This window comes from Pseudomonas sp. LSJ-87 (assembly GCF_032971465.1).
GTDB classification, from domain to species: Bacteria; Pseudomonadota; Gammaproteobacteria; order Pseudomonadales; family Pseudomonadaceae; genus Aquipseudomonas; species Aquipseudomonas putida_Z.
The window spans coordinates 125,133-149,561 of record NZ_JAWJYQ010000004.1 but is presented as its reverse complement, the minus strand read 5'-3'; the positions used below and the strand labels follow the sequence as shown (position 1 = coordinate 149,561).

Annotated in this window: 25 protein-coding genes; 9 read left to right on the top strand and 16 right to left on the bottom strand. The window is 62.8% G+C overall.

The window, feature by feature from the left end:
* Positions 1 to 6: 6 nt before the first annotated feature.
* From flgK to RYH74_RS05715, 13 genes are all read right to left on the bottom strand, one after another.
* Entirely contained in the window at positions 7 to 2,040 is a 2,034-nt protein-coding gene (flgK, locus tag RYH74_RS05775) for a flagellar hook-associated protein FlgK (protein WP_085589049.1), read from the bottom strand.
* 12 nt (positions 2,041 to 2,052) lie between these two features.
* Entirely contained in the window at positions 2,053 to 3,207 is a 1,155-nt protein-coding gene (gene flgJ / locus RYH74_RS05770; RefSeq protein ID WP_317409084.1) for a flagellar assembly peptidoglycan hydrolase FlgJ, read from the bottom strand.
* 11 nt (positions 3,208 to 3,218) lie between these two features.
* Entirely contained in the window at positions 3,219 to 4,328 is a 1,110-nt protein-coding gene (locus RYH74_RS05765) for a flagellar basal body P-ring protein FlgI (protein WP_015271237.1), read from the bottom strand.
* A 12-nt stretch (positions 4,329 to 4,340) separates the two neighbouring features.
* Complete coding sequence (gene flgH / locus RYH74_RS05760) at positions 4,341 to 5,036, bottom strand: flagellar basal body L-ring protein FlgH (RefSeq protein WP_015271238.1); 696 nt, start codon at positions 5,034 to 5,036, stop codon at positions 4,341 to 4,343.
* A 50-nt stretch (positions 5,037 to 5,086) separates the two neighbouring features.
* Entirely contained in the window at positions 5,087 to 5,872 is a 786-nt protein-coding gene (gene flgG, locus RYH74_RS05755) for a flagellar basal-body rod protein FlgG (protein WP_015271239.1), read from the bottom strand.
* Between the two features lie 47 nt (positions 5,873 to 5,919).
* Positions 5,920 to 6,660 (bottom strand): flagellar basal body rod protein FlgF, encoded by a 741-nt coding sequence (locus tag RYH74_RS05750; protein WP_015271240.1) that lies wholly within the window; start codon positions 6,658 to 6,660, stop codon positions 5,920 to 5,922.
* 274 nt (positions 6,661 to 6,934) lie between these two features.
* On the bottom strand, positions 6,935 to 7,120 hold the full coding sequence (locus RYH74_RS05745; RefSeq protein WP_039612679.1) for a hypothetical protein: 186 nt from the start codon (positions 7,118 to 7,120) through the stop codon (positions 6,935 to 6,937).
* A gap of 72 nt (positions 7,121 to 7,192) precedes the next feature.
* Positions 7,193 to 8,548, bottom strand: a complete 1,356-nt coding sequence (gene flgE / locus RYH74_RS05740; RefSeq protein WP_075045942.1) for a flagellar hook protein FlgE — start codon at positions 8,546 to 8,548, stop codon at positions 7,193 to 7,195.
* A 31-nt stretch (positions 8,549 to 8,579) separates the two neighbouring features.
* Positions 8,580 to 9,284 carry a flagellar hook assembly protein FlgD gene (flgD, locus tag RYH74_RS05735; RefSeq protein ID WP_075045943.1) on the bottom strand — a complete coding sequence of 235 codons (705 nt, stop codon included), beginning with the start codon at positions 9,282 to 9,284 and terminating at the stop codon, positions 8,580 to 8,582.
* A gap of 15 nt (positions 9,285 to 9,299) precedes the next feature.
* Complete coding sequence (flgC, locus tag RYH74_RS05730) at positions 9,300 to 9,743, bottom strand: flagellar basal body rod protein FlgC (RefSeq protein WP_317409081.1); 444 nt, start codon at positions 9,741 to 9,743, stop codon at positions 9,300 to 9,302.
* Positions 9,744 to 9,745: 2 nt separating this feature from the next.
* Positions 9,746 to 10,156, bottom strand: a complete 411-nt coding sequence (gene flgB, locus RYH74_RS05725; RefSeq protein ID WP_015271243.1) for a flagellar basal body rod protein FlgB — start codon at positions 10,154 to 10,156, stop codon at positions 9,746 to 9,748.
* 368 nt (positions 10,157 to 10,524) lie between these two features.
* Positions 10,525 to 11,352 carry a protein-glutamate O-methyltransferase CheR gene (cheR, locus tag RYH74_RS05720; RefSeq protein WP_015271244.1) on the bottom strand — a complete coding sequence of 276 codons (828 nt, stop codon included), beginning with the start codon at positions 11,350 to 11,352 and terminating at the stop codon, positions 10,525 to 10,527.
* A 51-nt stretch (positions 11,353 to 11,403) separates the two neighbouring features.
* Complete coding sequence (locus RYH74_RS05715) at positions 11,404 to 12,333, bottom strand: chemotaxis protein CheV (RefSeq protein ID WP_039612677.1); 930 nt, start codon at positions 12,331 to 12,333, stop codon at positions 11,404 to 11,406.
* 77 nt (positions 12,334 to 12,410) lie between these two features.
* Here RYH74_RS05715 and flgA point away from each other — a divergent pair, with 77 nt between their 5' ends.
* The 4 genes from flgA to RYH74_RS05695 all read left to right on the top strand — a co-directional run bounded on the left by flgA (position 12,411) and on the right by RYH74_RS05695 (position 14,983).
* Positions 12,411 to 13,163, top strand: coding sequence for a flagellar basal body P-ring formation chaperone FlgA (gene flgA, locus RYH74_RS05710; protein ID WP_317409080.1), 753 nt, complete (start codon positions 12,411 to 12,413; stop codon positions 13,161 to 13,163).
* Positions 13,164 to 13,327: 164 nt separating this feature from the next.
* A complete protein-coding gene (gene flgM, locus RYH74_RS05705) occupies positions 13,328 to 13,642 on the top strand; it encodes a flagellar biosynthesis anti-sigma factor FlgM (protein ID WP_015271247.1) in 315 nt (104 codons plus the stop codon).
* A gap of 49 nt (positions 13,643 to 13,691) precedes the next feature.
* Positions 13,692 to 14,159, top strand: coding sequence for a flagella synthesis protein FlgN (locus RYH74_RS05700; RefSeq protein ID WP_075045947.1), 468 nt, complete (start codon positions 13,692 to 13,694; stop codon positions 14,157 to 14,159).
* 80 nt (positions 14,160 to 14,239) lie between these two features.
* Complete coding sequence (locus tag RYH74_RS05695) at positions 14,240 to 14,983, top strand: flagellar brake protein (RefSeq protein WP_025340106.1); 744 nt, start codon at positions 14,240 to 14,242, stop codon at positions 14,981 to 14,983.
* Positions 14,984 to 15,323: 340 nt separating this feature from the next.
* On the opposite strand, the gene RYH74_RS05690 is transcribed toward RYH74_RS05695, so the two are convergent.
* On the bottom strand, positions 15,324 to 16,664 hold the full coding sequence (locus tag RYH74_RS05690; RefSeq protein WP_003257254.1) for an MFS transporter: 1,341 nt from the start codon (positions 16,662 to 16,664) through the stop codon (positions 15,324 to 15,326).
* A 247-nt stretch (positions 16,665 to 16,911) separates the two neighbouring features.
* Here RYH74_RS05690 and RYH74_RS05685 point away from each other — a divergent pair, with 247 nt between their 5' ends.
* The gene (locus tag RYH74_RS05685; protein ID WP_286100317.1) at positions 16,912 to 17,493 is read left to right on the top strand and encodes a hypothetical protein; all 582 of its coding nucleotides are present in this window, start codon (positions 16,912 to 16,914) and stop codon (positions 17,491 to 17,493) included.
* Between the two features lie 94 nt (positions 17,494 to 17,587).
* On the opposite strand, the gene bkdR is transcribed toward RYH74_RS05685, so the two are convergent.
* A complete protein-coding gene (gene bkdR, locus RYH74_RS05680; RefSeq protein ID WP_012273540.1) occupies positions 17,588 to 18,073 on the bottom strand; it encodes a Bkd operon transcriptional regulator BkdR in 486 nt (161 codons plus the stop codon).
* A gap of 198 nt (positions 18,074 to 18,271) precedes the next feature.
* On the opposite strand from bkdR, the gene RYH74_RS05675 reads away from it, so the two are divergent.
* Genes RYH74_RS05675 through lpdA form a run of 4 tightly spaced genes read left to right on the top strand, consistent with a single transcriptional unit; the run spans position 18,272 to position 23,233 of the window.
* The gene (locus RYH74_RS05675) at positions 18,272 to 19,504 is read left to right on the top strand and encodes a 3-methyl-2-oxobutanoate dehydrogenase (2-methylpropanoyl-transferring) subunit alpha (RefSeq protein WP_075045949.1); all 1,233 of its coding nucleotides are present in this window, start codon (positions 18,272 to 18,274) and stop codon (positions 19,502 to 19,504) included.
* A 1-nt stretch (position 19,505) separates the two neighbouring features.
* On the top strand, positions 19,506 to 20,564 hold the full coding sequence (locus RYH74_RS05670; RefSeq protein WP_015271253.1) for an alpha-ketoacid dehydrogenase subunit beta: 1,059 nt from the start codon (positions 19,506 to 19,508) through the stop codon (positions 20,562 to 20,564).
* A complete protein-coding gene (locus RYH74_RS05665; RefSeq protein WP_085589061.1) occupies positions 20,565 to 21,851 on the top strand; it encodes a dihydrolipoamide acetyltransferase family protein in 1,287 nt (428 codons plus the stop codon).
* A 2-nt stretch (positions 21,852 to 21,853) separates the two neighbouring features.
* The gene (lpdA, locus tag RYH74_RS05660) at positions 21,854 to 23,233 is read left to right on the top strand and encodes a dihydrolipoyl dehydrogenase (protein ID WP_317409076.1); all 1,380 of its coding nucleotides are present in this window, start codon (positions 21,854 to 21,856) and stop codon (positions 23,231 to 23,233) included.
* A gap of 179 nt (positions 23,234 to 23,412) precedes the next feature.
* On the opposite strand, the gene RYH74_RS05655 is transcribed toward lpdA, so the two are convergent.
* Positions 23,413 to 24,411 carry a diguanylate cyclase gene (locus tag RYH74_RS05655; protein WP_085663968.1) on the bottom strand — a complete coding sequence of 333 codons (999 nt, stop codon included), beginning with the start codon at positions 24,409 to 24,411 and terminating at the stop codon, positions 23,413 to 23,415.
* Between the last annotated feature and the right edge of the window lie 18 nt (positions 24,412 to 24,429).

The following is a 24,429-nucleotide window of genomic DNA, read 5'->3' as shown; positions in this document are numbered from 1 at the left end:
GGCTCCTTAAAGACTGTTGATCAGGGTGGCGAAGGTTTCCTGGGCCGCCTTGATGATCTGCGACGACGCGGTGTAGTACTGCTGGAACTTGACCAGGTTGCCGGTCTCTTCATCGATCGACACACCCGAAAGGCCGTTACGGCTTTCCACTGCCGAGGCATGCAAGGCAGTGGTGGCATCGCTGTCCATCTGCGCTTGGCCGGCCTTGCCGCCAACGTTGGATACCAGCTTGGCGTAGGCATCGGTGAAGCTGATGCCCTTGCCGTTGGCGCCAACCTCGACCGTGGACTTGGTCTGCAGGTCGATCACCGACAAGGCGTTGCGGTTGTCTGCCGAACCTGCGCCGGTCAGCCCCACGGTATAGCTGTCGCCGTTCTTCGGCGCGCCGGAAACGCTCATCTCAAAGGTGAAATTGCCGCCCAGCGAATTGCCGCTGCCATCGACCATCGGCACCGACAGCTGCAACTTGTTCTCCTGGCCCGGCACGATGGTGCCGCTGCCGATCTCGGTACCCTTGGCGTCGTACATCTTGTAGGCCTGGGGCGAACTGGTGTCATCGCCGAACACCAGCTTGACCGGGGTCGAATACTTCAGGCCAGCCTGCAATTGCGAACGCTGGGCGGCATCGTAGATGTCCATCTCCGAGGTCAGCGTCGGCTGGGTGATGACGCCGGTACCTTTGTTGCCCGACCCACTGGTGGCGGTCAGTGGCGAAGCCAAGGCCAGGCGCTTCGGGTCGGTCAGGACAGTGTCGATGCCGGCGGCCGCATTGCGGGTCGGGGTGATCTTGAAGCTGTCGCCAGCACTCAGGCCGCCACCATTGAGTGACAGGGTGAACCCGTCGATCACCGGAGGCGGCGTGTCGGTGAGGTCGAAACTGCCCATGTCGGTGCCTTCCGGCAACTTGCGCACGCTGTAGCCAGTGGCGCTGGTGAAGGTCACCTGGTAATCGCTGGTGCTGAGCTTGCCGGTGTCCTTGATGGTCACATCGAGGTTACCGGAGCCGGCGCTGTTGCCGGTCTTGGCGACACTGCGCTGGCTGATGGCCGCGGCGCTGTTGATATCGCCGAACAGGGTGGCACCGAAGTCACCGTTCTTGTCGATGCCCTGGGCCAGCTGGCTGTTGATCGCATCGGCTACTACCAAGGCCACGCGACCGAGCTCGTTGAGCGCCGGGTCGAGGGTATCCTTGCGGTAGCGGATCAGGCCGCCGAGCTCACCACCGGTCGTGGTGCTGGTGATGTCCATCTTGGTCGAGCCGCGATTGAGGATCAGGCTCATGCGGGTCGGGTCGGTGGCGCTCGGCTGCACGCCGATGGTCTGGGTGGTGTTGCCCAGCACCAGGGCCTGGCCGTTCTTCAGGTAGATGTCGTAGTTGCCGTTCTTCTGCTCTACAACGTCGGCACCGATCAGCGCCGACAACTCGCGCACCGCGCCGTCGCGCTGGTCGAGCAGGTCGTTGGGCTGGCCATTGACGGCCGTCATCTTGGAGATCTGGCCGTTGAGGTCGGCAATCGACTTGGTCAGCGCGTTGACCTTGTCAGCGATCGACGCCATGTTGGCATTGATGTCGCTGTTCTGCTGGTTCAACTGCGCCGACAGGGTGTTGAAGCGCTTGGCCAGGGACTGCGCGCTGGTCAGCAGCAGTTGGCGCGAGGCGTCCTCGGTCGGCTTGGCCGCGGCATCCTGCATGGCGCTGAAGAAGCTTTTCAGTGCAGCGGTGATACCGGTGTCGCTGCTCGACAGGGCGGTATCCAGCGGCGTGATCTGGTTCAGGTACGAGGTGGCATCGCTGCTCAGCGAGGTGGTGCTACGCAGCTGGTTCTCGAGGAACGCGTTATAGACCCGGCGCACATCCGCCAGGGTAGTACCGCTGCCGATGAACACCTGGCCGACTTGCTGCCCGCCCTTGGTCTTCTGCACGTTCTGCTGGCGCGAGTAGCTTTCGACATCGGCGTTGGCGATGTTGTTACCGAGGGTGTACATCCCCGATTGCGCGGCGCCAAGCCCCGACATACCAATGTTGATCAGACTCGCCATGGTTCCATGCCCTTAAAGTTTCGTTGCGGTACCGAGCATTGCGTAGTGCTCGTACGACTTCATCTGTCTTGCGATCTGCGAGATCTTGCTGGCGTAATTCGGGTCGGTGGCGTACCCGGCCTTTTGCAACTCTTGCACGAACTGTTCTGGTTTATCGGCGGCCTTCACCGCATCTTGATAGCGCGAATTGTTCTGCAGCAGGCTGACCAGGTCGTGGAAGCTGTCCTGGTAGGAATCGTAGGAACGGAACGCCGCCGTCTCCTTGACGAACTGGCCATCGCGGAACTCGCTGGTGATCGCCCGCGCCTCGCCACCTTCCCAGTTGCCGGTTGCCTTGATGCCGAACAGGTTGTGGCTGCTGCTGCCATCGGTGTTGCGCATGACCGACTTGCCCCAGCCGGTTTCCAGGGCGGCCTGCGCCACCAGGTAACGTGGGTCGATACCGATGCGCTTGGCTGCCTGCTCGGCCATCGGCAGCATGGTGGCGACGAACTCGTCGCTGTCGGCAAAGGCTTTTTTCGGTGCCAGCGGTGGCTGGGCCACGGCTCGCCCGAGGATGCGCAGGCCGTTGTCCGGCACGGCGAAGGCCTTGGCCACTTGCTGGCCGTCACGGGCCGGCACGGCTGCGGTATTGGTGCTGGCCGCCGACGGCAAGATGCCGGCCACCAGGCGGTCGGTGAGCTTGCTCGGCAGCGCCAGGCGTCGCGAATTGAGCGCGGCGACGTCGTTGCGGGTGGCGGTCGACTGCGCGGCATGCACGGGCTCGGCCACCTTGTTGCCCCACAGCGTCGGGGCATTGCCCTCGATACGCGGAAACGGGCTGGTGTTGGCCGGTGTGCCCTTGTTCTTCGACAGCTGGCGCACCAGTACGTCCTGCAGCCCGATACCGCCGCCTTCGCGGGACATGCTCACGGCCAGCTGCTGGTCGTACATGTCGCGGTACTGCTTCACCGTTTCGGTGTTCATCGGGTTGTCATCGGCCAGCACGTCGCTGGCCTTGCGCGAGGCCTTGAGCATTTCGCTGATGAACAGCGACTCGAACTCCTGGGCCACCTTGCGCACGTTGGCGTCGCTGTCGCGGTCGCCATGCTTGAGCGAGCTCAGGCGGTTGAGGTCGGTGTAGGCGCCGCTGTCGGCGCTGCCGGAAACCACGCTTTTGCTGTTCATCCGCGCCGTCCTCAGATCACGATCAGGTCGGCCTGCAGGGCGCCGGCCTGTTTCAGGGCTTCGAGGATGGCCATCAGGTCGCTGGGCGCTGCGCCCACCTGGTTCACCGCACGGACGATTTCATCCAGCGTGGTGCCCGGGCCGAACTTGAACATCGGCTTGGCTTCCTGCTCGGCGTTGACCCGCGAGCGCGGCACCACGGCGGTCTGGCCATTGGAGAACGGCCCCGGCTGGCTGACGATCGGGTCTTCGGTAATGGTCACGGTCAGGCTGCCGTGGGTCACTGCGGCCGGCGACACCTTGACGTTCTGGCCGATGACGATGGTGCCGGTGCGCGAGTTGATGATGACCTTGGCGACTGCCTGGCCAGGGTCGATCTCGAGGTTCTCGAGGATCGACAGGTAGTCCACGCGCTGGCTCGGATCCATCGGCGCAGTGACCCGTACCGAACCGCCGTCCACGGCCTGAGCCACGCCCGGGCCGAGCAGGTCGTTGACCTTGTCGACGATGCGCTTGGCAGTGGTGAAGTCGGGGCGGTTGAGGTTCAGGGTCAGGCTGTTGCCCTGGTTGAAGCCGCTCGGCACTGCACGCTCGACGGTAGCACCGCCAGGGATACGACCGGCCGACGGAACGTTGACGGTGATCTTCGAACCGTCACGGCCCTCGGCATCGAAGCCGCCCACCACCAGGTTACCCTGGGCCACGGCATAGACGTTGCCATCGATACCCTTGAGCGGGGTCATCAGCAGGCTGCCGCCGCGCAGGCTCTTGGAGTTACCGATCGAGGACACGGTAATGTCCACCACCTGGCCTGGCTTGGCGAACGCCGGCAGGTCGGCATGCACCGACACTGCCGCAACGTTTTTCAACTGCACGTTGCCGGAGCCGGCCGGCACCTTGATGCCGAACTGCGACAGCATGTTGTTGAAGGTCTGCAGGGTGAACGGCGTCTGGGTGGTCTGGTCACCCGTGCCATTGAGCCCCACCACCAGGCCGTAACCGATCAGCTGGTTGGAGCGCACGCCAGAAATGCTGGCGATGTCCTTCAGGCGCTCGGCCTGGGCGCCGAAGGCACAGGACAGGAGCAGGGTTGCGGCAATCAGCTGCCTCACGTTGAACATGGTCATCCGTACTCAGAAAGGCCAAAGCGGGCTGATGAAGAAGCGGTCCAGCCACCCGGGCTGGCTGGCATCGGCGAACGAGCCGGTACCGGAATAGGTAATGCGCGCGTCGGCCACACGGGTGGACGGCACGGTGTTGTCGGTGGCGATGTCGTCGGCGCGGATCATGCCGGCAATGCGCACCAGCTCTTCGCCGGTGTTCAGGGTCAGCCACTTCTCGCCGCGCACGGCGATGATGCCGTTGGGCAACACTTCGGCCACGGTCACGGTGATGGAACCGGTCAGGGTGTTGCCCTGAGTGGCCTTGCTGTCGCCCTTGGTGGCGCGCTCGCCGCTGTAGCCGGCCTCCAGCGACAGGTCACCGCTGCCGAACGGGTTGTTGGTGTTCGGCGTAGTGCCGAACAACGATGTCAGGCCGATGTTGGCGTTGCTGTTTTTCTGGATCTGCGAGCCGGCGTTCTTGCTGGCCGATGTGCGCTCGTTGAGGGTGATGGTAATGATGTCACCCACCCGGAACGCCTTACGGTCGCTGTACAGGTTCTGCTCGAAACCGGCCTGGTAGATCGAACCGTTGTTGGCCGCTGCCGGCAACGGGGTGCGCGGCAGTACCGGCGCGTAGTACGGGTCGTTGGGCTTGGGCGTCGGCGCGACGCAACCTGCCAGCAACACCGCCCCCCCCAGGGCGAAAACGGACAACAGACGATTCATGACGCTTACCTCACGGGTGCAACGGAGTGACGGGGTTAGAGCTGCCTGCTTCAGAGCTGTTGAGTAACGAACGACAGCATCTGGTCAGCGGTGGAAATGACCTTGGAGTTCATCTCGTAGGCACGCTGGGTGGTGATCATGTTCACCAGCTCTTCCACGGTGCTGACGTTGGAGTTTTCCAGGGTCTGCTGCAGGGTGGTGCCGAAACCGTTCAGGCCCGGGGTGCCGACTTGCGGCGCGCCACTGGCGGCGGTTTCGAGGAACAGGTTGTCGCCAATCGCCTGCAGGCCGGCCGGGTTGATGAAGTCGGCGGTCTGGATGTTGCCGATCACCTGCGCAGCCGGGTTGCCGGCGGTGGTGATCGACACGGTGCCGTCCTGGCCGACGGTGAAGGTCTGCGCGTCGTTCGGCACGACGATGGCAGGCTCCAGCGCGAAGCCGTTGGCGGTGACGATCTGGCCGTCGGAGTTCAGGTGGAAGGTACCGTCACGGGTGTACGAAACGGTGCCGTCCGGCTGCAATACCTGGAAGAAACCACGGCCATTGACCGCCATGTCCAGCGGGTTTTCCGTGGTCTGCAGGCTGCCGGTCTGGAAGTTCTTCTGGGTGCCGACAATGCGCACACCAGTACCGACCTGCAGGCCGGAAGGCAGCTCGCTGTCCTGGGTGGACTGCGCGCCTGGCTGGCGTTTGATCTGGTACAGCAGGTCCTGGAACTCGGCGCGATCACGCTTGAAGCCGGTGGTCGAGACGTTGGCCAGGTTGTTGGAGATGACCGTCAGGTTGGTGTCCTGGGCGGACAGGCCGGTTTTAGCGACCCAAAGAGCCGGAAGCATGTAAGTTCTCCTCGTGCGCCTGTTTTACGGCACCCGTTCAAAAGTGATTAGCCGATTTGCAAAACACGCGCCATGGCTTCGTCGCCTTCCTTGGCCGCGTTCATCATCTTGACGTGCAGTTCGAATTGACGGGACAGCGCCAGCACCGAGGTCATTTCTTCCACGGCGTTGACATTGCTGCCTTCCAGGAAGCCCGACACCACCCGCACGTTGACGTCGGCGTCCGCCGGTTGGCCGTCGCGGGTATGGATCAGGCCATCCAGGCCCTTGGTCAGGCCTTTGGTATCCGGGTTGACCAGCTTGATGCGGTCGACTTCGGCCATCACGCGCGGGTCTTCCCCCATGGAGCGGATGCTGATGGTGCCATCGGCGCCGACTTCGACCTTTTGCTCTGGCGGAATCGCAATCGGGCCGCCGTTGCCGATCACCGGCATGCCGTTGCCGGCACGCAGCACACCGAGGGCATCGATGTTCAGGCTGCCGGTGCGTACGTAGGCTTCACTGCCATCGGGCGCCTGCACGGCGATGAAGCCCTTGCCGGTCACCGTCACATCCAGATCGCGGCCGGTTTCAACCATCGGACCTTCGCTGAAGTCGGTGGCCGGGCGCTCGGTCATGGCAAAGGCGCGCGACGGAAAGCTGTCGCCGAACACCGGCATCGAGCGGGCCTGCTCCAGGTCTCGCTGAAAACCGTTGGTGGAAATGTTCGCCAGGTTGTTGGCGTGCGCCTTCTGCGCCAGCGCATTCTGGCTGGCACCGGTCATGGCCACGTAAAGCATCTTGTCCACAGTCATCCTCCATTGCACTGGCGGTCGTTTGCCGCTCGCCGTTGCTATGCGAGCTAGAAAGCAAGTTCCGAACCAACTTTGCGAAATCATGAAAAAGCCCGTGGATACGGGCTTTCGAGGGAGCAGTTGGCATGTTGGACGCCGGTTATCCGGCGCCTGGTTGCCGATGGCGGCAAACCTGTACCGGCCTCTTCGCGGGTGAACCCGCTCCCACAGGTACTGCGCGACACCTGTGGGAGCGGGTTCACCCGCGAAAAGGCCAGTACAGGTTTATTCAAGGCTCGCGGCAACCACCATTGCTGTAGGGGCCGGCGAACTTCTTCCAGCCATCCCCCGGCGGCCATTGCGAGCAGACCAGGCGCCCATCCACCTGGCTTTCCCAGCGCCACCAGGGCGCGGTACCGGCCTGGGCCTGGTACAGGCAGAAAGCAGCGACCAATGTGACAACCAGCCTTTTCATGACCCCTCCGGCAAAGACGACGAACCCCTTCATGACAAAGGGGTTCGCCCACATACACTCAGCCAGCGACCATCAGGCCATCTGGATGACGGTCTGCATGATGGTGCTTTCAGTGGAGATAGTCTTGGCGTTCGCCTGGTAGTTGCTCTGCGCCTTGATCAGCTCTACCAGCTCCTGCGTCAGGTTCACGTTCGAGCCTTCCAGCGCGTTGGACTCGACGCTGCCCAGGGTACCTGTCTTCGGCGCATCGATGCCCGGGATGCCGGACGTGTAGGTTTCGGTCCAGCGGGTACCACCAATCTGCTGCAGGCCCTGCTCGTTGGCGAAGCTGGCCAGGGCCACCTGGCCAATCGCGCGGGATTGCTGGTTGCTGAAGCTGGCGAACAGCACACCGGTCGAGTCGATGCTCAGGCTCGACAGGATACCGGTCGCGTAGCCGTCCTGGGACTGCGACATGCGCGCGGTCTCGGTGTTGTAAGAGGTGGTGCTGTTCATCGCCAGGCGCATGCCATCGGCATTGCCCACCGCGCCGTTGGAGATCCAGTTACCCGCAGAATCTTCCACCGCCGGCACCCAGCCAGTCATGGTGAAGGTGTTGTTGGTCACGGTGAACGACGAGCCCGCCGGGTGGCCGGTGTTGTCCGCAGTCATGCTCTTGACCGAGCCATCGCTGTTGAAGCTGATGGTGCCAGTCAGCGGCACGGTGGAGGATGGGGAAAACGGGTTGCGCCCATCGACCAGGGTGTACATGGTCCACTCATTGGTGCCAGTCTTGCGATAGAACTGCTCCATGGTGTGCTCGTTACCCTGGCTGTCGTACACCTTGGTCGGGAAAGACTTGGTGTAAGTCGTCTGATCGGAAGGATCGAACGGCAGGTTCGGCACCATCACGCCAGTGCCATCATCCACTTCCAACGGGATGTCGGCGGCCGAGGAATTCAGGTTGATACCCTGGTCGATCAGCGATGTTGCCTTTGGCTGCAGCGACGACGTATCGATCTGCAGATCGGTGAGCACGCCCTTCTGGATCTTGCCAGTCGAGTCGGCGGCATAGCCCTGCAGGCGCAAGCCGTCCGAGGTAACCACGAAGTTGTCCTTGCTGGCCTGGAAAGCACCCGCACGGGTGTACACGCGCGAGCCGTTATCGGACAGCACGAAGAAGCCCTGCCCCTGAATCCCCATGTCCAGCACGTTGCCGGTGGTGTTGACGTCACCCTGGGTGAACTGCTGGGAAACCGCTGCCAGGCGCACGCCGTTACCCACCTGGTTCTTGCCAACACCCAGGCGGTTGGAACCTGCATAGACATCGGCGAACTCGGCACGCGACGACTTGAAACCGTTGGTGTTGACGTTGGCGATGTTGTTGCCGGTGACATCCAGCTGCTTGTTTGCTGCGTACAGACCGCTAAGGCCGATATTGAAAGACATGAATTCGCTCCTTTTGCCGCTCTAGCGGGCCTTAGATACCGATGGTTTGCACGTCGGAGAGGGACACTTTGCCAACACCGGCGAGGTTGAGCACCATTTCGCCGGCGGCACTGAAACTGACGCTGGTCACCTTGGCTGGCAACAGCGTATTCATCTGCACCGACTTGCCATCCACCGTAGTGGTGGCAGTGAAGGTGTAAGTACCAGGGTCGACTTTCTGGCCACTGCTGTTGGTACCGTCCCAGATGAAATCGGCGTAACCGGCTTTCTGCTCGCCCAGCTCGATGGTCTTGACGGTATTGCCGTCCTTGTCCTTGATGGTGATCTTCGCTTCGCCGATGGCTTGCGGCACGACGAACTGCGCATTGAAGCTTTCTGCGGTGTCGACCACGGCCTTGTCGTTCTGCACCACCACCGAACGCCCGACCAGCGACGACGCCTGCAGGGCCTGGGACGAGGCCATGGCGCTGGTGATGGAGTTGACCGATTCGTTCAGCGAGGTAATGCCTTCCAGGCTGCTGAACTGCGCCAGCTGGGCAACGAACTCACCGTTGTCCTGTGGGTCCAGCGGGTTCTGGTGCTGCATCTGGGTGACCAGCAATTGCAGGAACGCGTCCTTGCCGAGCGAGTCGTTGCCGGTCTTGGATGCGGTGTCCGTGGTCTTCTTCGTGCTGGTGCCTACACCCGACGCCGCGAGCACGTCGTTGAGGTTCACACCGTTGGTATCGATTGCCATGGTCTGGTTTCCTTATCACTGACCGAGGGTCATGACCTTCTGCATCATGGCCTTGGCCGTATTCATCAACTCGGCGTTGGTCTGGAACGCGCGGCTGGCGGAGATCATGTCAGCCATCTCCTCGACCACGTTGACGTTCGGGTAGTAGACGTAGCCGTCCTTGTTCGCCGCCGGGTGGTTGGGCTCGTAACGGGCCTCCAGGTTGCTCTGGTCCTCGACGATGCCTTTTACCTGCACGCCCTGCCCTGCCTCGCCCTGGTCTTCGAACAGCGACTGGCTGCCGCCGGCCAGCGCGTCCTGGAAGGTGGTGGCGAACACCGGGTGGCGGGCGCGGTAGGTCTGGTCGATGCTCGAGGACACGGTCTCGGCGTTGGCGATGTTGGAAGCAACGGTGTTCAGGCGCGTGTTCTGCGCACTCATGCCGCTACCGGCAATGTTGAAGACACTGGAAAGGGACATGGTCATTCTCCCCGCAGGGCCGAAACCAGCCCTTTGAATTTACTGTTGAGCAAGGTGAAGCTGGCCTGGAAGCCGACGGCGTTTTCGGTGTAGTTCGATTGCTCGATCTGCGCGTCCACGGTGTTCTGGTCGATCGACGGCTGCGTTGGCGTGCGGTACTTGAGGGTATCGTCGGCCATGGCCAGGCCCTCGGCCTCGATATGGCGGCTGTTGGTACGATCGAGGCTGAAACGGCCGCCACTCTGCTGCTTGTCGCTTTCGGCAGCGAGCACCGAGGCGAAGTCCATGTCGCGCGCCTTGTAGTTGGGCGTGTCGGCGTTGGCGATGTTGTTGGCCAGCACTTCGGCGCGCTGGGCGCGGAAGCCCAGGGCCTTTTCGTGAATACCAAGCGCCTTGTCGAAGCTGATGCTCATGTCGGGGAAACCTTCGGAGGTTGACCGGAATATCGTTGGGCAAGGTATAGCAAGGGCTGTGCCAACCAACAGAAAGCCCGGAAATACGGGCTTGCGGGGCAAGGTGCTGTCAGAGTGATGCCAGAAAAGCGGCAAAGGCCTTCCGCCTTGAGCGGCGAAAGCGGCAATTGCCGGGCGGCAAAAGCGGCAAAACAAAAAATTGACGTCAGCATTTCTCCTGCGCCGGCCTCTTCGCGGGTAAACCCGCTCCCACAGGGTTCTGCACAGCTTTAAAAGTCGGTGCGGTACCTGTGGGAGCGGGTTTACCCGCGAAGAGGCCGGCACAGGCAAACAAAAAGGCCGGCAACTTTCGCTGCCGGCCCTCTTGGTTACTTCGCCTGGTAGATGATCCCCGGGCTGCACTGCACCATTTGGTAATGGTCCGGCAGCCCGTTCAGCGCCTCGGAAGCCCCGAGGAACAGATACCCACCCGGCTTCAAGGTACTGTGGATACGCAACAGGATGTCCTTCTTCACCTGCGCCGAGAAATAGATCAGCACGTTACGGCAGAACACCACATCGAACTTGCCCAGGCTGGCATAGCTGTCGAGCAGGTTGAACGAGCGGAACTCGACGCGGCTGCGAATCGCCGGCTTGACCGCCCAACGCCCCGGCCCCTTGGTGTCGAAGTAGCGCTGCAGGCGCTCCTGGGACAAGCCACGGGCAATTGCCAGGCTGTCGTACTCGCCGGTCTTGCAGTTGGTCAGCATGGTGCCAGACAGGTCGGTGGCAACGATCTGCGCGCCCATCTTCAACTGGCCGAGGTTGCTGCGCTCGAATTCGTCGATGGCCATCGAGATGGAATACGGCTCCTGCCCCGACGAACAGGCCGCCGACCACATGCGCAGGCGCTGGCCGGGGTTGTTGCGGATGAACTCGGGGATGACCTTGTTCTTCAGCACCTCGAACGGGTAGGTATCGCGAAACCACAGGGTCTCGTTGGTGGTCATGGCATCGACCACCTGCTCGCGCAAGCCGCCACGCGGCTGGGCCTGGATGCGCTGCACCAGCTCGCCCAGGCTCTTGATGCCCTGTTGCTCCATCAGCTTGTTGAGACGGCTGGAGACCAGGTACTGCTTATTCTCGCCCAGCAGGATGCCACAGGCTTTCTCCAGGAAGACCCGGAACTGTTCGAAATCCAAATTACCCGTAGACACTACTGCCGCCTCTTTTAAATCACTGGTGCCGGGGGCCTGCCCCCGGCGGCTTCAATGCGTTGCCTTGATCCGGTCGACCACCCGCTGGGCCAGGTCGTCCGGCTTGAACTTGGCCAGGAAGTCATCGGCACCGACCTTCTTGACCATCGCCTGGTTGAACACCCCGGAAAGCGAAGTATGCAGGCAGATGTGCAATTTTTGCATGCGCGGATCGCTGCGGATCTCCGCCGTTAGCGTATAGCCGTCCATTTCCGGCATTTCAATGTCCGAGATCATCATCAGGAACTCTTCTTCCGGCTTCTTGCCCTCGTCCACCAACTGGCGCAGGTAGTTTAGGGCCTGACGGCCGTCATTGAGCGCCACCACCTCGACCCCCACGGTCTGCAGGCAACGGCTGACCTGCTTGCGCGCCACCGACGAATCGTCGACGGTGAGCACCCGCAGCAGCACGGCCTTGTCCTGCACCTCGGCATCGATCACCCCGGCCGACACCGACTCGGACGACGGCGCCACTTCGGCCAGCACCTTCTCCACATCGATGATCTCGACCATGCGGTTGTCCACCCGGGTAACCGCGGTCAGGTAGTGGTCGCGGCCGGTGCCCTTGGGTGGCGGATGGATTTCTTCCCAGTTCATGTTGACGATGCGCTCCACCGAGTGCACCAGGAAGCCTTGGGTCTTGGTGTTGTACTCGGTGATGATCACGAAACTGTTGCGCGTGTCTTCCTGCAGCGGCCGCAACCCGGTGGCCATCGACAGGTCGAGGATCGGGATGGTCGCCCCGCGAATATTGGCAACACCGCGCACCACCGGGTGCGCCTTGGGCAGCAGGGTCAGCGCAGGGCATTGCAGCACTTCCCTGACCTTGAATACGTTGATGCCGTAAAGCTGCTCGCCATTGAGGCGGAACAGCAGCAATTCCAGGCGATTCTGCCCCACCAGCTGCGTGCGCTGGTTGACCGAATCCATAACACCTGCCATGCCAGACTCCTTTATGTTTCAGCCTTTCGTTGCAACTCATGTAGCGAGTCGGCACGGGCTTTGCTTTTTTGAGCGCCATGTACACGAAAACGACATTTTTCCGACGATTGACGCGCCTGCTGACTGGCTCGCTGGCCACGCTGTGCCTTCTGGTGCCCGGCGTTCGCACGGTAGCGGACGCGTTTACCTTGCCTGAACAGCTTATCGGTGTCACTCAAGGGTTTCTTGAATTCAGCGTCGAAGATTATCTGGCAACCACCCAGACCGCCGGCCGTTACGAGATCCAGGTCAACCCGCTGGACCCGCGCCTGCGCATGCCGCTGTGCAGCCAGCAACTGGACGCCTCGCTGGAAAGCCCGGCCCAGCCGTTGGGCCGCGTCACGGTAAAGGTGCGCTGCGAAGGCACGGCGCCTTGGACCGTGTTCGTGCCGGCCACCGTGCGGCTGTTCCGCGAAGTGGTGGTGGTGACCCGGCCGCTCAAGCGCGACAACGTGGTGGGCGAAGGTGACGTGGCCCTGCGCGAGCGCGATGTCGGCACCTTGGGCCAAGGTTTTTTGACCGAACTGGAGCAGGCGGTGGGCATGAAGATGCTGCGCCCCACGGTGATCGACCAGGTACTCACCCCGCAACACCTGGAACAGGCCGAGGTGGTGCGCAAGGGCGACCACGTGGTGATCATCGCCCGCAGTGGCAGCCTGAGTGTGCGCATGCCCGGAGAAGCCCTGAGCAAGGGTGGCCTGAGCGAACAGATCCGGGTGCGCAACCTCAATTCCAAACGAGTGATCAAGGCCAGGGTGACCGGCCCCGGCCAGGTCGAGGTAAGTATGTAGCCAGCCCATTGATTTGCGCTGGCGGTGAGGAACCGCTTTTCCTAAACTGTGTCAGAAAACGGGTTCGCGAGCTTGCTGACAGGCGGCTATGCATTTGCGCCTAAAGTTTCTTTCGGGTTGGCCGAAAACAAGGCAAGCGTCCAAATACCCAGAGGTTTCTGATCATGGTCATCGACTTCAGTCGTTTGAATAACTCTCCGTCCGTCACGGGCGGCGTGCGCGGCAACACCGCGTCCGGCAGCGCCGAAAAACCGGCAGCCAGCCAGGAAGCGGCAACCGCCACCAGCGCCAGCGGAGAAGCGGTACACCTCAGCCAAGAGGCCCAGCAGTTGCAGAAGATCAGCGACAAGCTGCGCGACGAGCCAGTAGTCAACAGTGCCCGTGTGGCCCAGTTGAAACAGGCGATCGCCGACGGCAGCTACCAGGTCGATGCCGGCCGGGTCGCCAGCAAACTGCTCGATTTCGAAGCCCAGCGCTGACCGTTCGGCGCGCTGACTTCACGGACGCTAGAAAAGCCAAGAGTTAGCCATGCACGACACCACCTTGCTGCAACTGATCGAAGATGACATCGCCCCCATGCAGGAGCTGCTGGACCTTCTGCAAAAGGAAGCGATCGCCCTGCATGGCCGCGACATGGCGCCACTGGAGAATATCCTGGCCCGCAAGCAGTCTTTGATCGTGCTGCTGGAGCAGCAAGGCCTGCGGCGCAACAACCTGCTTGCCAGCCTTGGCCTGACCCCCGATCGCGCCGGAGTGGAGGCCGTGGCGGCACAATCGCCGAACGGTGAACTGCTGCTGCAGCAACTCGATGTGATCAGCCAGTTGATGCAAGCCTGCCAGCAGCTCAACGAGACCAATGGCCGGATCATCCAGGTGCAGCAACACGTCACCAACAACCAGATCCGGATCCTCATGGGCGGCGATTCTCCGTCGCTCTACGACAGCCGCGGCAGCACCTCGCCACTGGCCAAGCCACGGGCGCTCAGCCAAGTGTGATTTTTTCTATCAAGGCACGGAACATACTGGCAAAATGCCGTTAATTGCGTGTGTCGCTTTTGCCTGGAGAACGATAAGCCGTGTTCAATGAATCCGATGCCCCGCAGCCGCCAAAGGTGCTGAACACCCCTTTGGAGATTGCGGCCAACTTGCGGCAGCTGCAGGAAAGCCACGACCCCCTGATCATCACCTTCCACGACCGCAGCCAGCGCTTCCAGAGCTACGTGGTGCACGTGGACCGTGAAAGCAACACCCTGGCGCTGGACGAGATGATCCCGCGTGACGGTGAAAAGTTCATCGAGAACGGCGAACACTTCCGCGTCGAAGGCTTCCACGATGGCGTGCGCATCGCCTGGGACTGCAACCACGAGCTGAAGATCAGCGAAGTCGACGGCCACCGCTGCTACCGCGGCGCCATGCCTCTGGAGATGACCTACCACCAGCGCCGCAATGCCTTCCGCGCCGCGCTGAAGCTGTCGCAGCTGGTCGATGTCATCCTCGATGGCGCCCACCTCAAGGGCAACGGCGCCCTGCGTGGCAAGCTGCTGGACATCTCCGCCACCGGCTGCAAACTGCGCTTCGAAGGCAATGTCGAGGATCGCCTGCAACTGGGCCAGGTGTACGAGCGTTTCAAGGCGGGCAACCCGCTGGGCCTGGTCGACACCATGGTCGAGCTGCGCCACCTGCACTATGAAGAGCGGATCAACACCACCTTTGCCGGCGTACGCTTCCATAACCTTACCGGGCAGGCGCAGCGCAAGGTCGAGAGCTTTGTATACCAGTTGCAGCGTGAAGCGCGGCGGTTCGACAAGGACGACTATTGATCGTCGGCCGAGTACAAAAACGCCACCTATCAAGGTGGCGTTTTCATTTGTGCCTCTTCTGTGCCGGCCTCTTCGCGGGCACGCCCGCTCCCACAGAACTGCAAATAACTCATTGAATTAGCAGGGACTCTGTGGGAGCGGCTTTAGCCGCGAACACCGGCGCAGCCGGTGCCATGCACCGCGTTGGATTCTTCGCGGCTAAAGCCGCTCCCACAGGGTACGCGTACTGCTTGCGGATTCAGTTCTCTACGCGACAGATCTCCCACAGGTACAACGCATGCCTTGAACGCTGCGCGGTCGCTGTGGGAGCGGGCGTGCCCGCGAAGAGGCCGGCACAGGCCTACACCGACTTGCTGACCTCACCTTCCGGCTCAGGCTCCTTGTCAGCCCCCTTCTCTTCCGCCTCGGTATCCTCCGCCGCCACCGGTGCCTGCATCACCTCCTGTACCGTCTGCTCATCCACCCGTGGGTCCAGCGCCGCCGACAGTGGCGAACCGGCAGCCGGCATGGCAACGTGGCCCAAAGGCGCATCCTGCACCTGGTGCAGCCCGGTGACCGCTTTCGGTCGAATGCGCCACACCAGCACCAGGGCAAAGAACACGAAGAAGGCATACAGCATCTGCGGGCCCAGCACCTTCATCAGCACGCCTGCCGCCAGCGGCCCGATACAGGCACCCACGCCGTAGGTCACCAGCAGCATTGCGGTCAGCGACACCCGCCGTTCGCTTTCCACATGGTCGTTGGAAAACGCCACCGCCAGCGGGTACAGGCAGAACTGCAACAGCGAAATCACGAAGCCTATGCCGAACAGCAACTCCAGCGGCACGCTGGGCAGCATCGCCAGCGGCGCCGAGGCCAGCGCCAACCCCACCGCCACGCTGCGGATCAGCACGGCCCGATCGTAGCGGTCAGACAACCAGCCCAGCGGCCACTGCACCAGCAGGCCGGCAAAGATGCAGCTACCCATGAACAGACCGACCTGCTCGGTAGTCATGCCCTGGCTGGAGGCATACAAGGGCGCCAGGCCATAGAACGAGCCGACGATCAGCCCCGAGCCCAGCACCGTGCTGAGCGACTGCGGCACGCGCTTGATGAAGAACTTCGGCTCCATCGGTGCCGGGCGCAACGGCGCCGGGTGAATGCGCCGGGTCATGGCGACCGGTACCAGGCACAGGGTGAAACACATGGCCACCAGCATCAGCAGCTCCAGGCCAAGCTGTGGGTGCACCACCAGGATCAGCTGGCCGAGCACCAGGCCCAGGTACGAGGCGATCATGTAGCCGCTGAACACCGCGCCGCGATGCTTCACGTCGGCCTGCTCGTTCAGCCAGCTCTCGATGACCATGTACTGGCACATCATCCCCAGGCCGACAATCATCCGCAGCCCGACCCAGGCCGGCAGCCAACTGGTCAGGCCATGGCCGAGCACCGCCGCACCGACGATGCCGGCGCAAGTGGCATAGGCGCGAATGTGCCCTACCCGGCCAATCAACCGGTGGCCGACCTTGCCGCCTACCGCCAGGCCAAAGTAGTTGGCCGCCATCAAGGCACCCACCCACAGGCTGTCGACATGATCGGCTGCCAGGCGCAGGGCCAGGTAGGTACTGAGCAGGCCCGAGCCGATCAACATCATCAGCGCGGCGAAATACAACGACTGAAACGGCTTCCATATATTTCGCATAGGTCCCTTGCGGCTCCCGGGTCAGGTGGCGATGGGTTGCAGCCAAGCATAAAAGCAAAATTGCTGCGGCGCAGTCCCCTGCCTGACAAATCGTGAATCAAGGGCGCGTCCAGTGTCGGTCATGTCGTGATCATGCACTTGCATCATCGGACCAAGCTGCGCTCCAAGCGTTTCCATCTCATTGTTCACCAGCCGAAGGGTTAGCTTGCCTCGTCCCATCCCGGGAGCAACTGAGACTGGAGGTTACATGATCAAAGCTGATTTCACCGCCGAACTGCATACCCATGCAGGCCGAGTGGTAGTTGCAGAATCATCCGTCGGGCAACACCCATTCACATGGCTGGATGAGGACGGCTGGTTGTGCATCGATAATCACCGAAAGGCGCATGCGCGGGACGAGATCGTACGTATCGCGTTCGATTTCAAGTACATCACATCGGAGAAGGGACGGGACCTCTACTACATCTCGTGCAACAACCACTGGAAATTCGCAGGCGCGAGGCTTGAGCAAAATTCCAGAGGCTGGCTCGGCCTGTATGGGACAGGCGTGATAGGCAGAGTCACGGATGCCGTGGCGAACTTCAAGCCACAACTGGCAGGCCTTGGCGACTACTGGAAAATCGATACACAGGATGATTGGAACGGCGACCTGAACAGCGCCGAAAGAGTTCCGTTCTACCTGCGCGACAAACACGGCCATCGTGTGGCATCGACAAGGCCTGAAGATGCATCCACAGACCTGTCCCTCACCTTTGACAGATTTCTGAATGCAAGCGCAACGCCGGGACAGATACTCATGTTCTACCTGGAGAACATCCGGCTAGCCTGACACCCGGCATCACACCTGCGAAAGCTGCCAGAAGGTGCCCTGCCTCTCGGAATCAATGAGGCGTTGCCAAGGCCAATCATCAGTCAGGCCACACCTATTCCCGCAAGGTCATGCCATTGGCCGGCAGCGGCAAGGCCGTCTTGTAGCGCACCTGCTTCAAGGCGAAACTGGAACGGATATTGGCCACCCCTGGCAACCGCGTCAGGTAATCCAGGAACCGTTCCAGCGCCTGGATGCTGGGCAGCAGTACCCGCAACAGGTAGTCCGGATCGCCCGTCATCAGGTAACACTCCATCACTTCAGGCCGTTCGGCAATTTCTTCCTCGAAACGGTGCAACGACTGCTCGACCTGTTTTTCCAGGCTCACATGGATGAACACGTTCACGTCCAGCCCCAACGCCTCGGGCGACAGCAAGGTCACCTGCTGGCGGATCACCCCCAGTTCTTCCATGGCCCGCACCCGGTTGAAGCAGGGTGTAGGGGACAGGTTCACCGAGCGGGCCAGCTCGGCGTTGGTGATGCGGGCATTTTCCTGCAGGCTGTTGAGAATGCCGATATCGGTACGATCGAGTTTGCGCATGAGACAAAATCACCGGTTTTTTGTGTTTATACGGAATGTTTATCTGCCCTGCTCGGCAAAGGCAATCAACTTGAGAGAAAAATTCTCCTGCCGGCCCACTAAGATGTAGGGGACGCTGACCTACCAGTCACAAGCCGGTACTCAGCGGCGGCCGCTTCAGAGCTCACAAAAACAAATACCCGAGCGAGCGTAAAAAGCATGAACGAGTACGCCCCCCTGCGTTTGCATGTGCCCGAGCCTACCGGCCGGCCAGGCTGCCAGACCGATTTCTCCTACCTGCGCCTGAACGATGCAGGTCAAGCCCGTAAACCCCCAGTCGATGTCGACGCTGCCGACACCGCGGACCTGTCCTACAGCCTGATCCGCGTGCTCGACGAGCAAGGCGACGCGCAAGGCCCGTGGGCCGAAGACATCGCCCCGCAAGTTCTCCGTCAGGGCATGCGCGCCATGCTCAAGACACGGATTTTCGACAGCCGCATGGTGGTCGCCCAGCGCCAGAAGAAGATGTCCTTCTACATGCAGAGCCTGGGTGAAGAAGCCATCGGCAGCGGCCAGGCCCTGGCGCTGAACCGCACCGACATGTGCTTCCCCACCTACCGCCAGCAAAGCATCCTGATGGCCCGCGACGTGTCGCTGGTCGAGATGATCTGCCAGCTGCTGTCCAACGAGCGTGACCCGCTCAAGGGCCGCCAGCTGCCGATCATGTATTCGGTACGCGACGCCGGTTTCTTCACCATCAGCGGCAACCTGGCGACCCAGTTCGTGCAGGCGGTCGGCTGGGCCATGGCCTCGGCGATCAAGGGCGATACCAAGATCGCCTCGGCGTGGATCGGCGACGGCGCAACCGCCGAGTCGGACTTCCACACCGCCCTCACCTTCGCCCACGTGTACCGGGCCCCGGTGATCCTCAACGTGGTCAACAACCAGTGGGCGATTTCCACCTTCCAGGCCATCGCCGGTGGCGAGTCGACCACCTTCGCCGGCCGTGGCGTGGGTTGCGGCATTGCCTCGCTGCGGGTTGACGGCAACGACTTCGTCGCCGTGTACGCCGCCTCGCGCTGGGCCGCCGAACGCGCCCGTCGCGGCCTGGGCCCATGCCTGATCGAGTGGGTCACCTACCGTGCCGGCCCGCACTCGACCTCGGACGACCCGTCCAAGTACCGCCCGGCCGATGACTGGAGCCACTTCCCGCTCGGCGACCCGATCGCCCGCCTGAAGCAGCACCTGATCAAGATCGGCCACTGGTCCGAGGAAGAACACCAGGCCACCACTGCCGAGCTGGAAGCCGCGGTGATTGCCGCGCAGAAGGAAGCCGAGCAGTACGGCACCTTGGCCAACGGTCACATCCCGAGTGCCGCCTCGATGTTCGAGGACGTGTACAAGGAAATGCCCGACCACCTGCGCCGTCAACGCCAGGAACTGGGGGTTTGAGATGAACGACCACAACAACAGCATCAACCCGGAAACCGCCATGGCCACCACTACCATGACCATGATCCAGGCCCTGCGCTCGGCCATGGATGTCATGCTCGAGCGCGACGACAATGTGGTGATCTACGGCCAGGACGTCGGTTACTTCGGCGGCGTGTTCCGCTGCACCGAAGGCCTGCAGAACAAGTACGGCAAGTCCCGCGTGTTCGACGCGCCGATCTCCGAAAGCGGCATCGTCGGCACCGCCGTGGGCATGGGTGCCTACGGCCTGCGCCCGGTGGTGGAAATCCAGTTCGCCGACTACTTCTACCCGGCCTCCGACCAGATCGTTTCCGAGATGGCGCGCCTGCGTTACCGTTCGGCCGGCGAGTTCATCGCCCCGCTGACCCTGCGCATGCCCTGCGGTGGCGGGATCTATGGCGGCCAGACCCACAGCCAGAGCCCGGAAGCGATGTTCACCCAGGTGTGCGGCCTGCGCACTGTCATGCCGTCCAACCCGTATGACGCCAAGGGCCTGCTGATCGCCTCGATCGAATGCGATGACCCGGTAATCTTCCTGGAACCCAAGCGCCTGTACAACGGCCCGTTCGACGGCCACCACGACCGCCCTGTCACGCCGTGGTCGAAGCACCCGCAAAGCGCCGTGCCCGATGGCTACTACAGCGTGCCGCTGGACAAGGCGGCCATTACCCGCCCCGGCAATGACGTGACCGTGCTGACCTACGGCACCACGGTGTACGTGGCCCAGGTGGCCGCCGAAGAAACCGGCGTCGACGCCGAGGTGATCGACCTGCGCAGCCTGTGGCCGCTGGACCTGGAGACCATCGTCGAGTCGGTGAAAAAGACCGGCCGCTGCGTGGTGGTACACGAGGCCACCCGCACCTGCGGCTTCGGCGCCGAACTGGTGTCGCTGGTGCAGGAACACTGCTTCCACCACCTGGAGGCGCCGATCGAGCGCGTCACCGGCTGGGACACCCCCTACCCCCACGCACAGGAATGGGCTTACTTCCCAGGGCCTTCGCGGGTAGGTGCGGCATTGAAAAAGGTCATGGAGGTCTGAATGGGCACGCACGTCATCAAGATGCCGGACATTGGCGAAGGCATCGCGCAGGTCGAGTTGGTCGAGTGGTTCGTCAAGGTCGGCGACATGATCGCCGAAGACCAGGTAGTGGCCGACGTCATGACCGACAAGGCCACCGTGGAAATCCCTTCGCCGGTCAGCGGCAAGGTGCTGGCCCTGGGTGGGCAGCCAGGTGAAGTGATGGCGGTCGGCAGCGAGCTGATCCGCATCGAAGTGGAAGGCAGCGGCAACCATGTGGATGTGCCCACCAAGGATGCGCCAAAGCCCGAACAGGTCGAAGCCCCCGCTGCCCCGGTAGCCGCCAAGCCAGAGCCGCAGAAGGAAGCAAGACCGGCCGCGTGCCAGGCGCCCGTCAACCACGAGGCAGCCCCGATCGTGCCGCGCCAGCCAGGCGACAAGCCGCTGGCCTCGCCGGCGGTGCGCAAGCGTGCCCTGGATGCCGGTATCGAACTGCGTTACGTGCATGGCAGCGGCCCGGCCGGGCGCATCCTGCACGAAGACCTCGACGCCTTCATGAGCAAGCCGCACAGCACTGGCGGACAAGCGCCGAGCGGCTATGCCAAGCGCACCGACAGCGAGCAGGTGCCGGTGATCGGACTGCGCCGCAAGATCGCCCAGCGCATGCAGGACGCCAAGCGCCGGGTCGCGCACTTCAGCTATGTGGAAGAAATCGACGTCACCGCCCTGGAAGCCCTGCGCCAGCAACTCAACAGCAAGCACGGCGACAGCCGCGGCAAGCTGACCCTGCTGCCGTTCCTGGTGCGTGCGCTGGTCGTGGCACTGCGCGACTTCCCGCAGATCAACGCCACCTATGACGACGAGGCTCAGGTCATCACCCGCCATGGCGCGGTGCATGTGGGCATCGCCACCCAAGGTGACAACGGCCTGATGGTGCCGGTGCTGCGCCATGCCGAAGCTGGCAGCCTGTGGAGCAATGCCGGCGAGATCTCGCGCCTGGCCAACGCTGCCCGCAACAACAAGGCCAGCCGCGACGAGCTGTCCGGTTCGACCATCACCCTGACCAGCCTGGGCGCCCTGGGCGGCATCGTCAGCACGCCGGTGGTCAACACCCCGGAAGTGGCGATCGTCGGCGTCAACCGCATGGTCGAGCGGCCTGTGGTGATCGACGGCCAGATCGTCGTGCGCAAGATGATGAACCTGTCCAGCTCGTTCGACCACCGCGTGGTCGATGGCATGGACGCCGCGCTGTTCATCCAGGCCGTGCGCGGCCTGCTCGAACAACCCGCCTGCCTGTTCGTGGAGTGAGCATGCAACAGACTATCCAGACTACCCTGTTGATCATCGGCGGCGGCCCTGGCGGCTACGTGGCTGCCATCCGCGCCGGGCAACTGGGCATCCCCACCGTGCTGGTGGAAGGCCAGGCACTGGGCGGTACCTGCCTGAACATCGGCTGCATCCCGTCCAAGGCGCTGATCCACGTGGCCGAGCAGTTCCACCAGACCTCGCGCTTTGCCGGCCCGTCGGAGCTGGGCATCAGCGTCGCCTCGCCGCGCCTGGACATCGGCCAGAGCGTGGCCTGGAAGGACGGCATCGTCGACCGCCTGACCACCGGCGTCGCCGCCCTGCTGAAAAAGCACGGGGTCAAGGTGATCCATGGCTGGGCGAAGGTGCTCGATGGCAAGCAGGTCGAAGTCGATGGCCAGCGTATCCAGTGCGAGCACTTGTTGCTGGCCACTGGCTCCAGCAGTGTCGAACTGCCGATGCTACCGCTGGGCGGGCCGATCATTTCCTCGACCGAAGCCCTGGCGCCGAAAACCCTGCCGCAGCATCTGGTGGTGGTGGGCGGCGGCTATATCGGCCTGGAGCTGGGCATCGTCTACCGCAAGCTGGGCGCACGGGTCAGCGTGGTGGAAGCGCGCGAGCGCATCCTGCCGACCTACGACAGCGAGCTGACCGCACCGGTGGCCGAATCGCTGAAGAAACTGGGCATCACCCTGCACCTGGGCCACAGCGTCGAGGGTTACGAAGGCGGCTGCCTGCTGGCCCGTGATGGCCAGGGTGGGCAACTGCGCCTGGAAGCCGACCAGGTGCTGGTGGCCGTGGGCCGTCGGCCGCGCACGCAAGGTTTCAACCTGGAGTGCCTGGACCTGAAGATGAACGGCGCCGCCGTCGCCATCGACGAGCGCTGCCAGACCAGCATGCGCAACGTCTGGGCCATCGGCGACGTGGCCGGTGAACCGATGCTGGCGCACCGGGCCATGGCCCAGGGCGAGATGGTCGCCGAGATCATCGCCGGCAAGGCACGCCGTTTCGAACCCAGCGCGATTGCCGCGGTGTGTTTCACCGACCCGGAAGTGGTGGTGGTCGGCAAGACCCCGGAGCAAGCCAGCCAGCAAGGGCTGGACTGCATCGTCGCGCAGTTCCCGTTTGCTGCCAATGGCCGGGCCATGAGCCTAGAATCGAAAAGCGGTTTCGTGCGGGTGGTGGCGCGCCGTGACAACCACTTGATCCTGGGTTGGCAGGCGGTTGGCGTGGCGGTTTCCGAGTTGTCGACGGCGTTTGCCCAGTCGCTGGAGATGGGCGCGTGCCTGGAGGATGTGGCCGGCACCATCCATGCCCACCCGACACTGGGTGAGGCGGTACAGGAAGCGGCACTGCGCGCCCTGGGTCACGCCCTGCATATCTGACACTGAAGCGGCCCAGGCCGATTTGGCCCGCAGCGCCCCAGGCGTTGCGGGTCTTTTTTCATTGGCTAGCCCGTGCCGGCCTCTTCGCGGGTAAACCCGCTCCCACAGGGACATCACTGCCCGTGAGAGCAGTGGCGCACCTGTGGGAGCGGGTTTACCCGCGAAGAGGCCGGCACAGGCTACTCGGCAATAGCGTTCTTGCCGTTCCCCTTGGCCCGGTACAGCGCCGTGTCGGCACGCGCCAGCAGTGCATGCTGGTCCTCTCCTTCCTGCCATTGCACCACGCCGTAACTCATGGTCAGCTGGCAATCGCCCACCGGCTCCACCTGCACCATCGCCTGGCGCAAGCGTGCTGCCACCTCCAGCGCCTCGCCGAGCGAGGCCTGCGGCAATACGATGACGAACTCGTCCCCACCCCAGCGCGCCAGCAGGTCCTGCTGCCGCAGGCAGGTACGCAGGACGTCGACCACCCGCACCAGCGCCGCATCGCCACGGGCATGGCCATAGCGGTCATTGATCGGCTTGAAGTCGTCCAGGTCCATGGCTATCAGCGACAACGGCTGGCGAAAGCGCTTGGCACGCTCGCACTCCAGTTGCAGCGCCTTCTCCAGCCGATAGCGGTTAGCAATGCGGGTCAACGCGTCGCGCTCGGCCAGCTCGCGGTTTTCATCCAGCTGCCGCTGCAACTGCTGGTTCACCCAGGACAGCTCGCGGGTGCGTTCGGCCACCTGGCTTTCCAGCGACTGGTTCCTCTGCTCCAGTTGCGCCACCAGGCGCTTGTTGGCGTCGATGTTGCGGTGGGCACCGAGCATGCGCGCCACCGAGCCGTCCTCGTTATGGGCGATGATGTAGCCGCTGTCTTCGATCCACAGGTAGCTGCCATCGTGGCAACGGCAGCGGTATTCGACCAGGTAGTGCTCGTTGCGCTGGTTGATGTACGCCTCGAAATGCGCCATCACCCGCGAGTAGTCCTCCGGGTGAATCACGCTTTCCCAGGTGAGCACCGAGTTGGCCATGGAGTGACTGGGGTAGCCGAGCATGGCGTACCAGCCCGGGTTGCGATAGACGTAGCCGGTATTGGCATTCCAGTCCCAGATACCATCGCTGATCAGATCGAACAACGTATGCAACTGCTGTTCACTGAAGCCGGCGGGTACCGGCCGGGTTTCCTGACTCATGGACGCTCTCCCTGATGC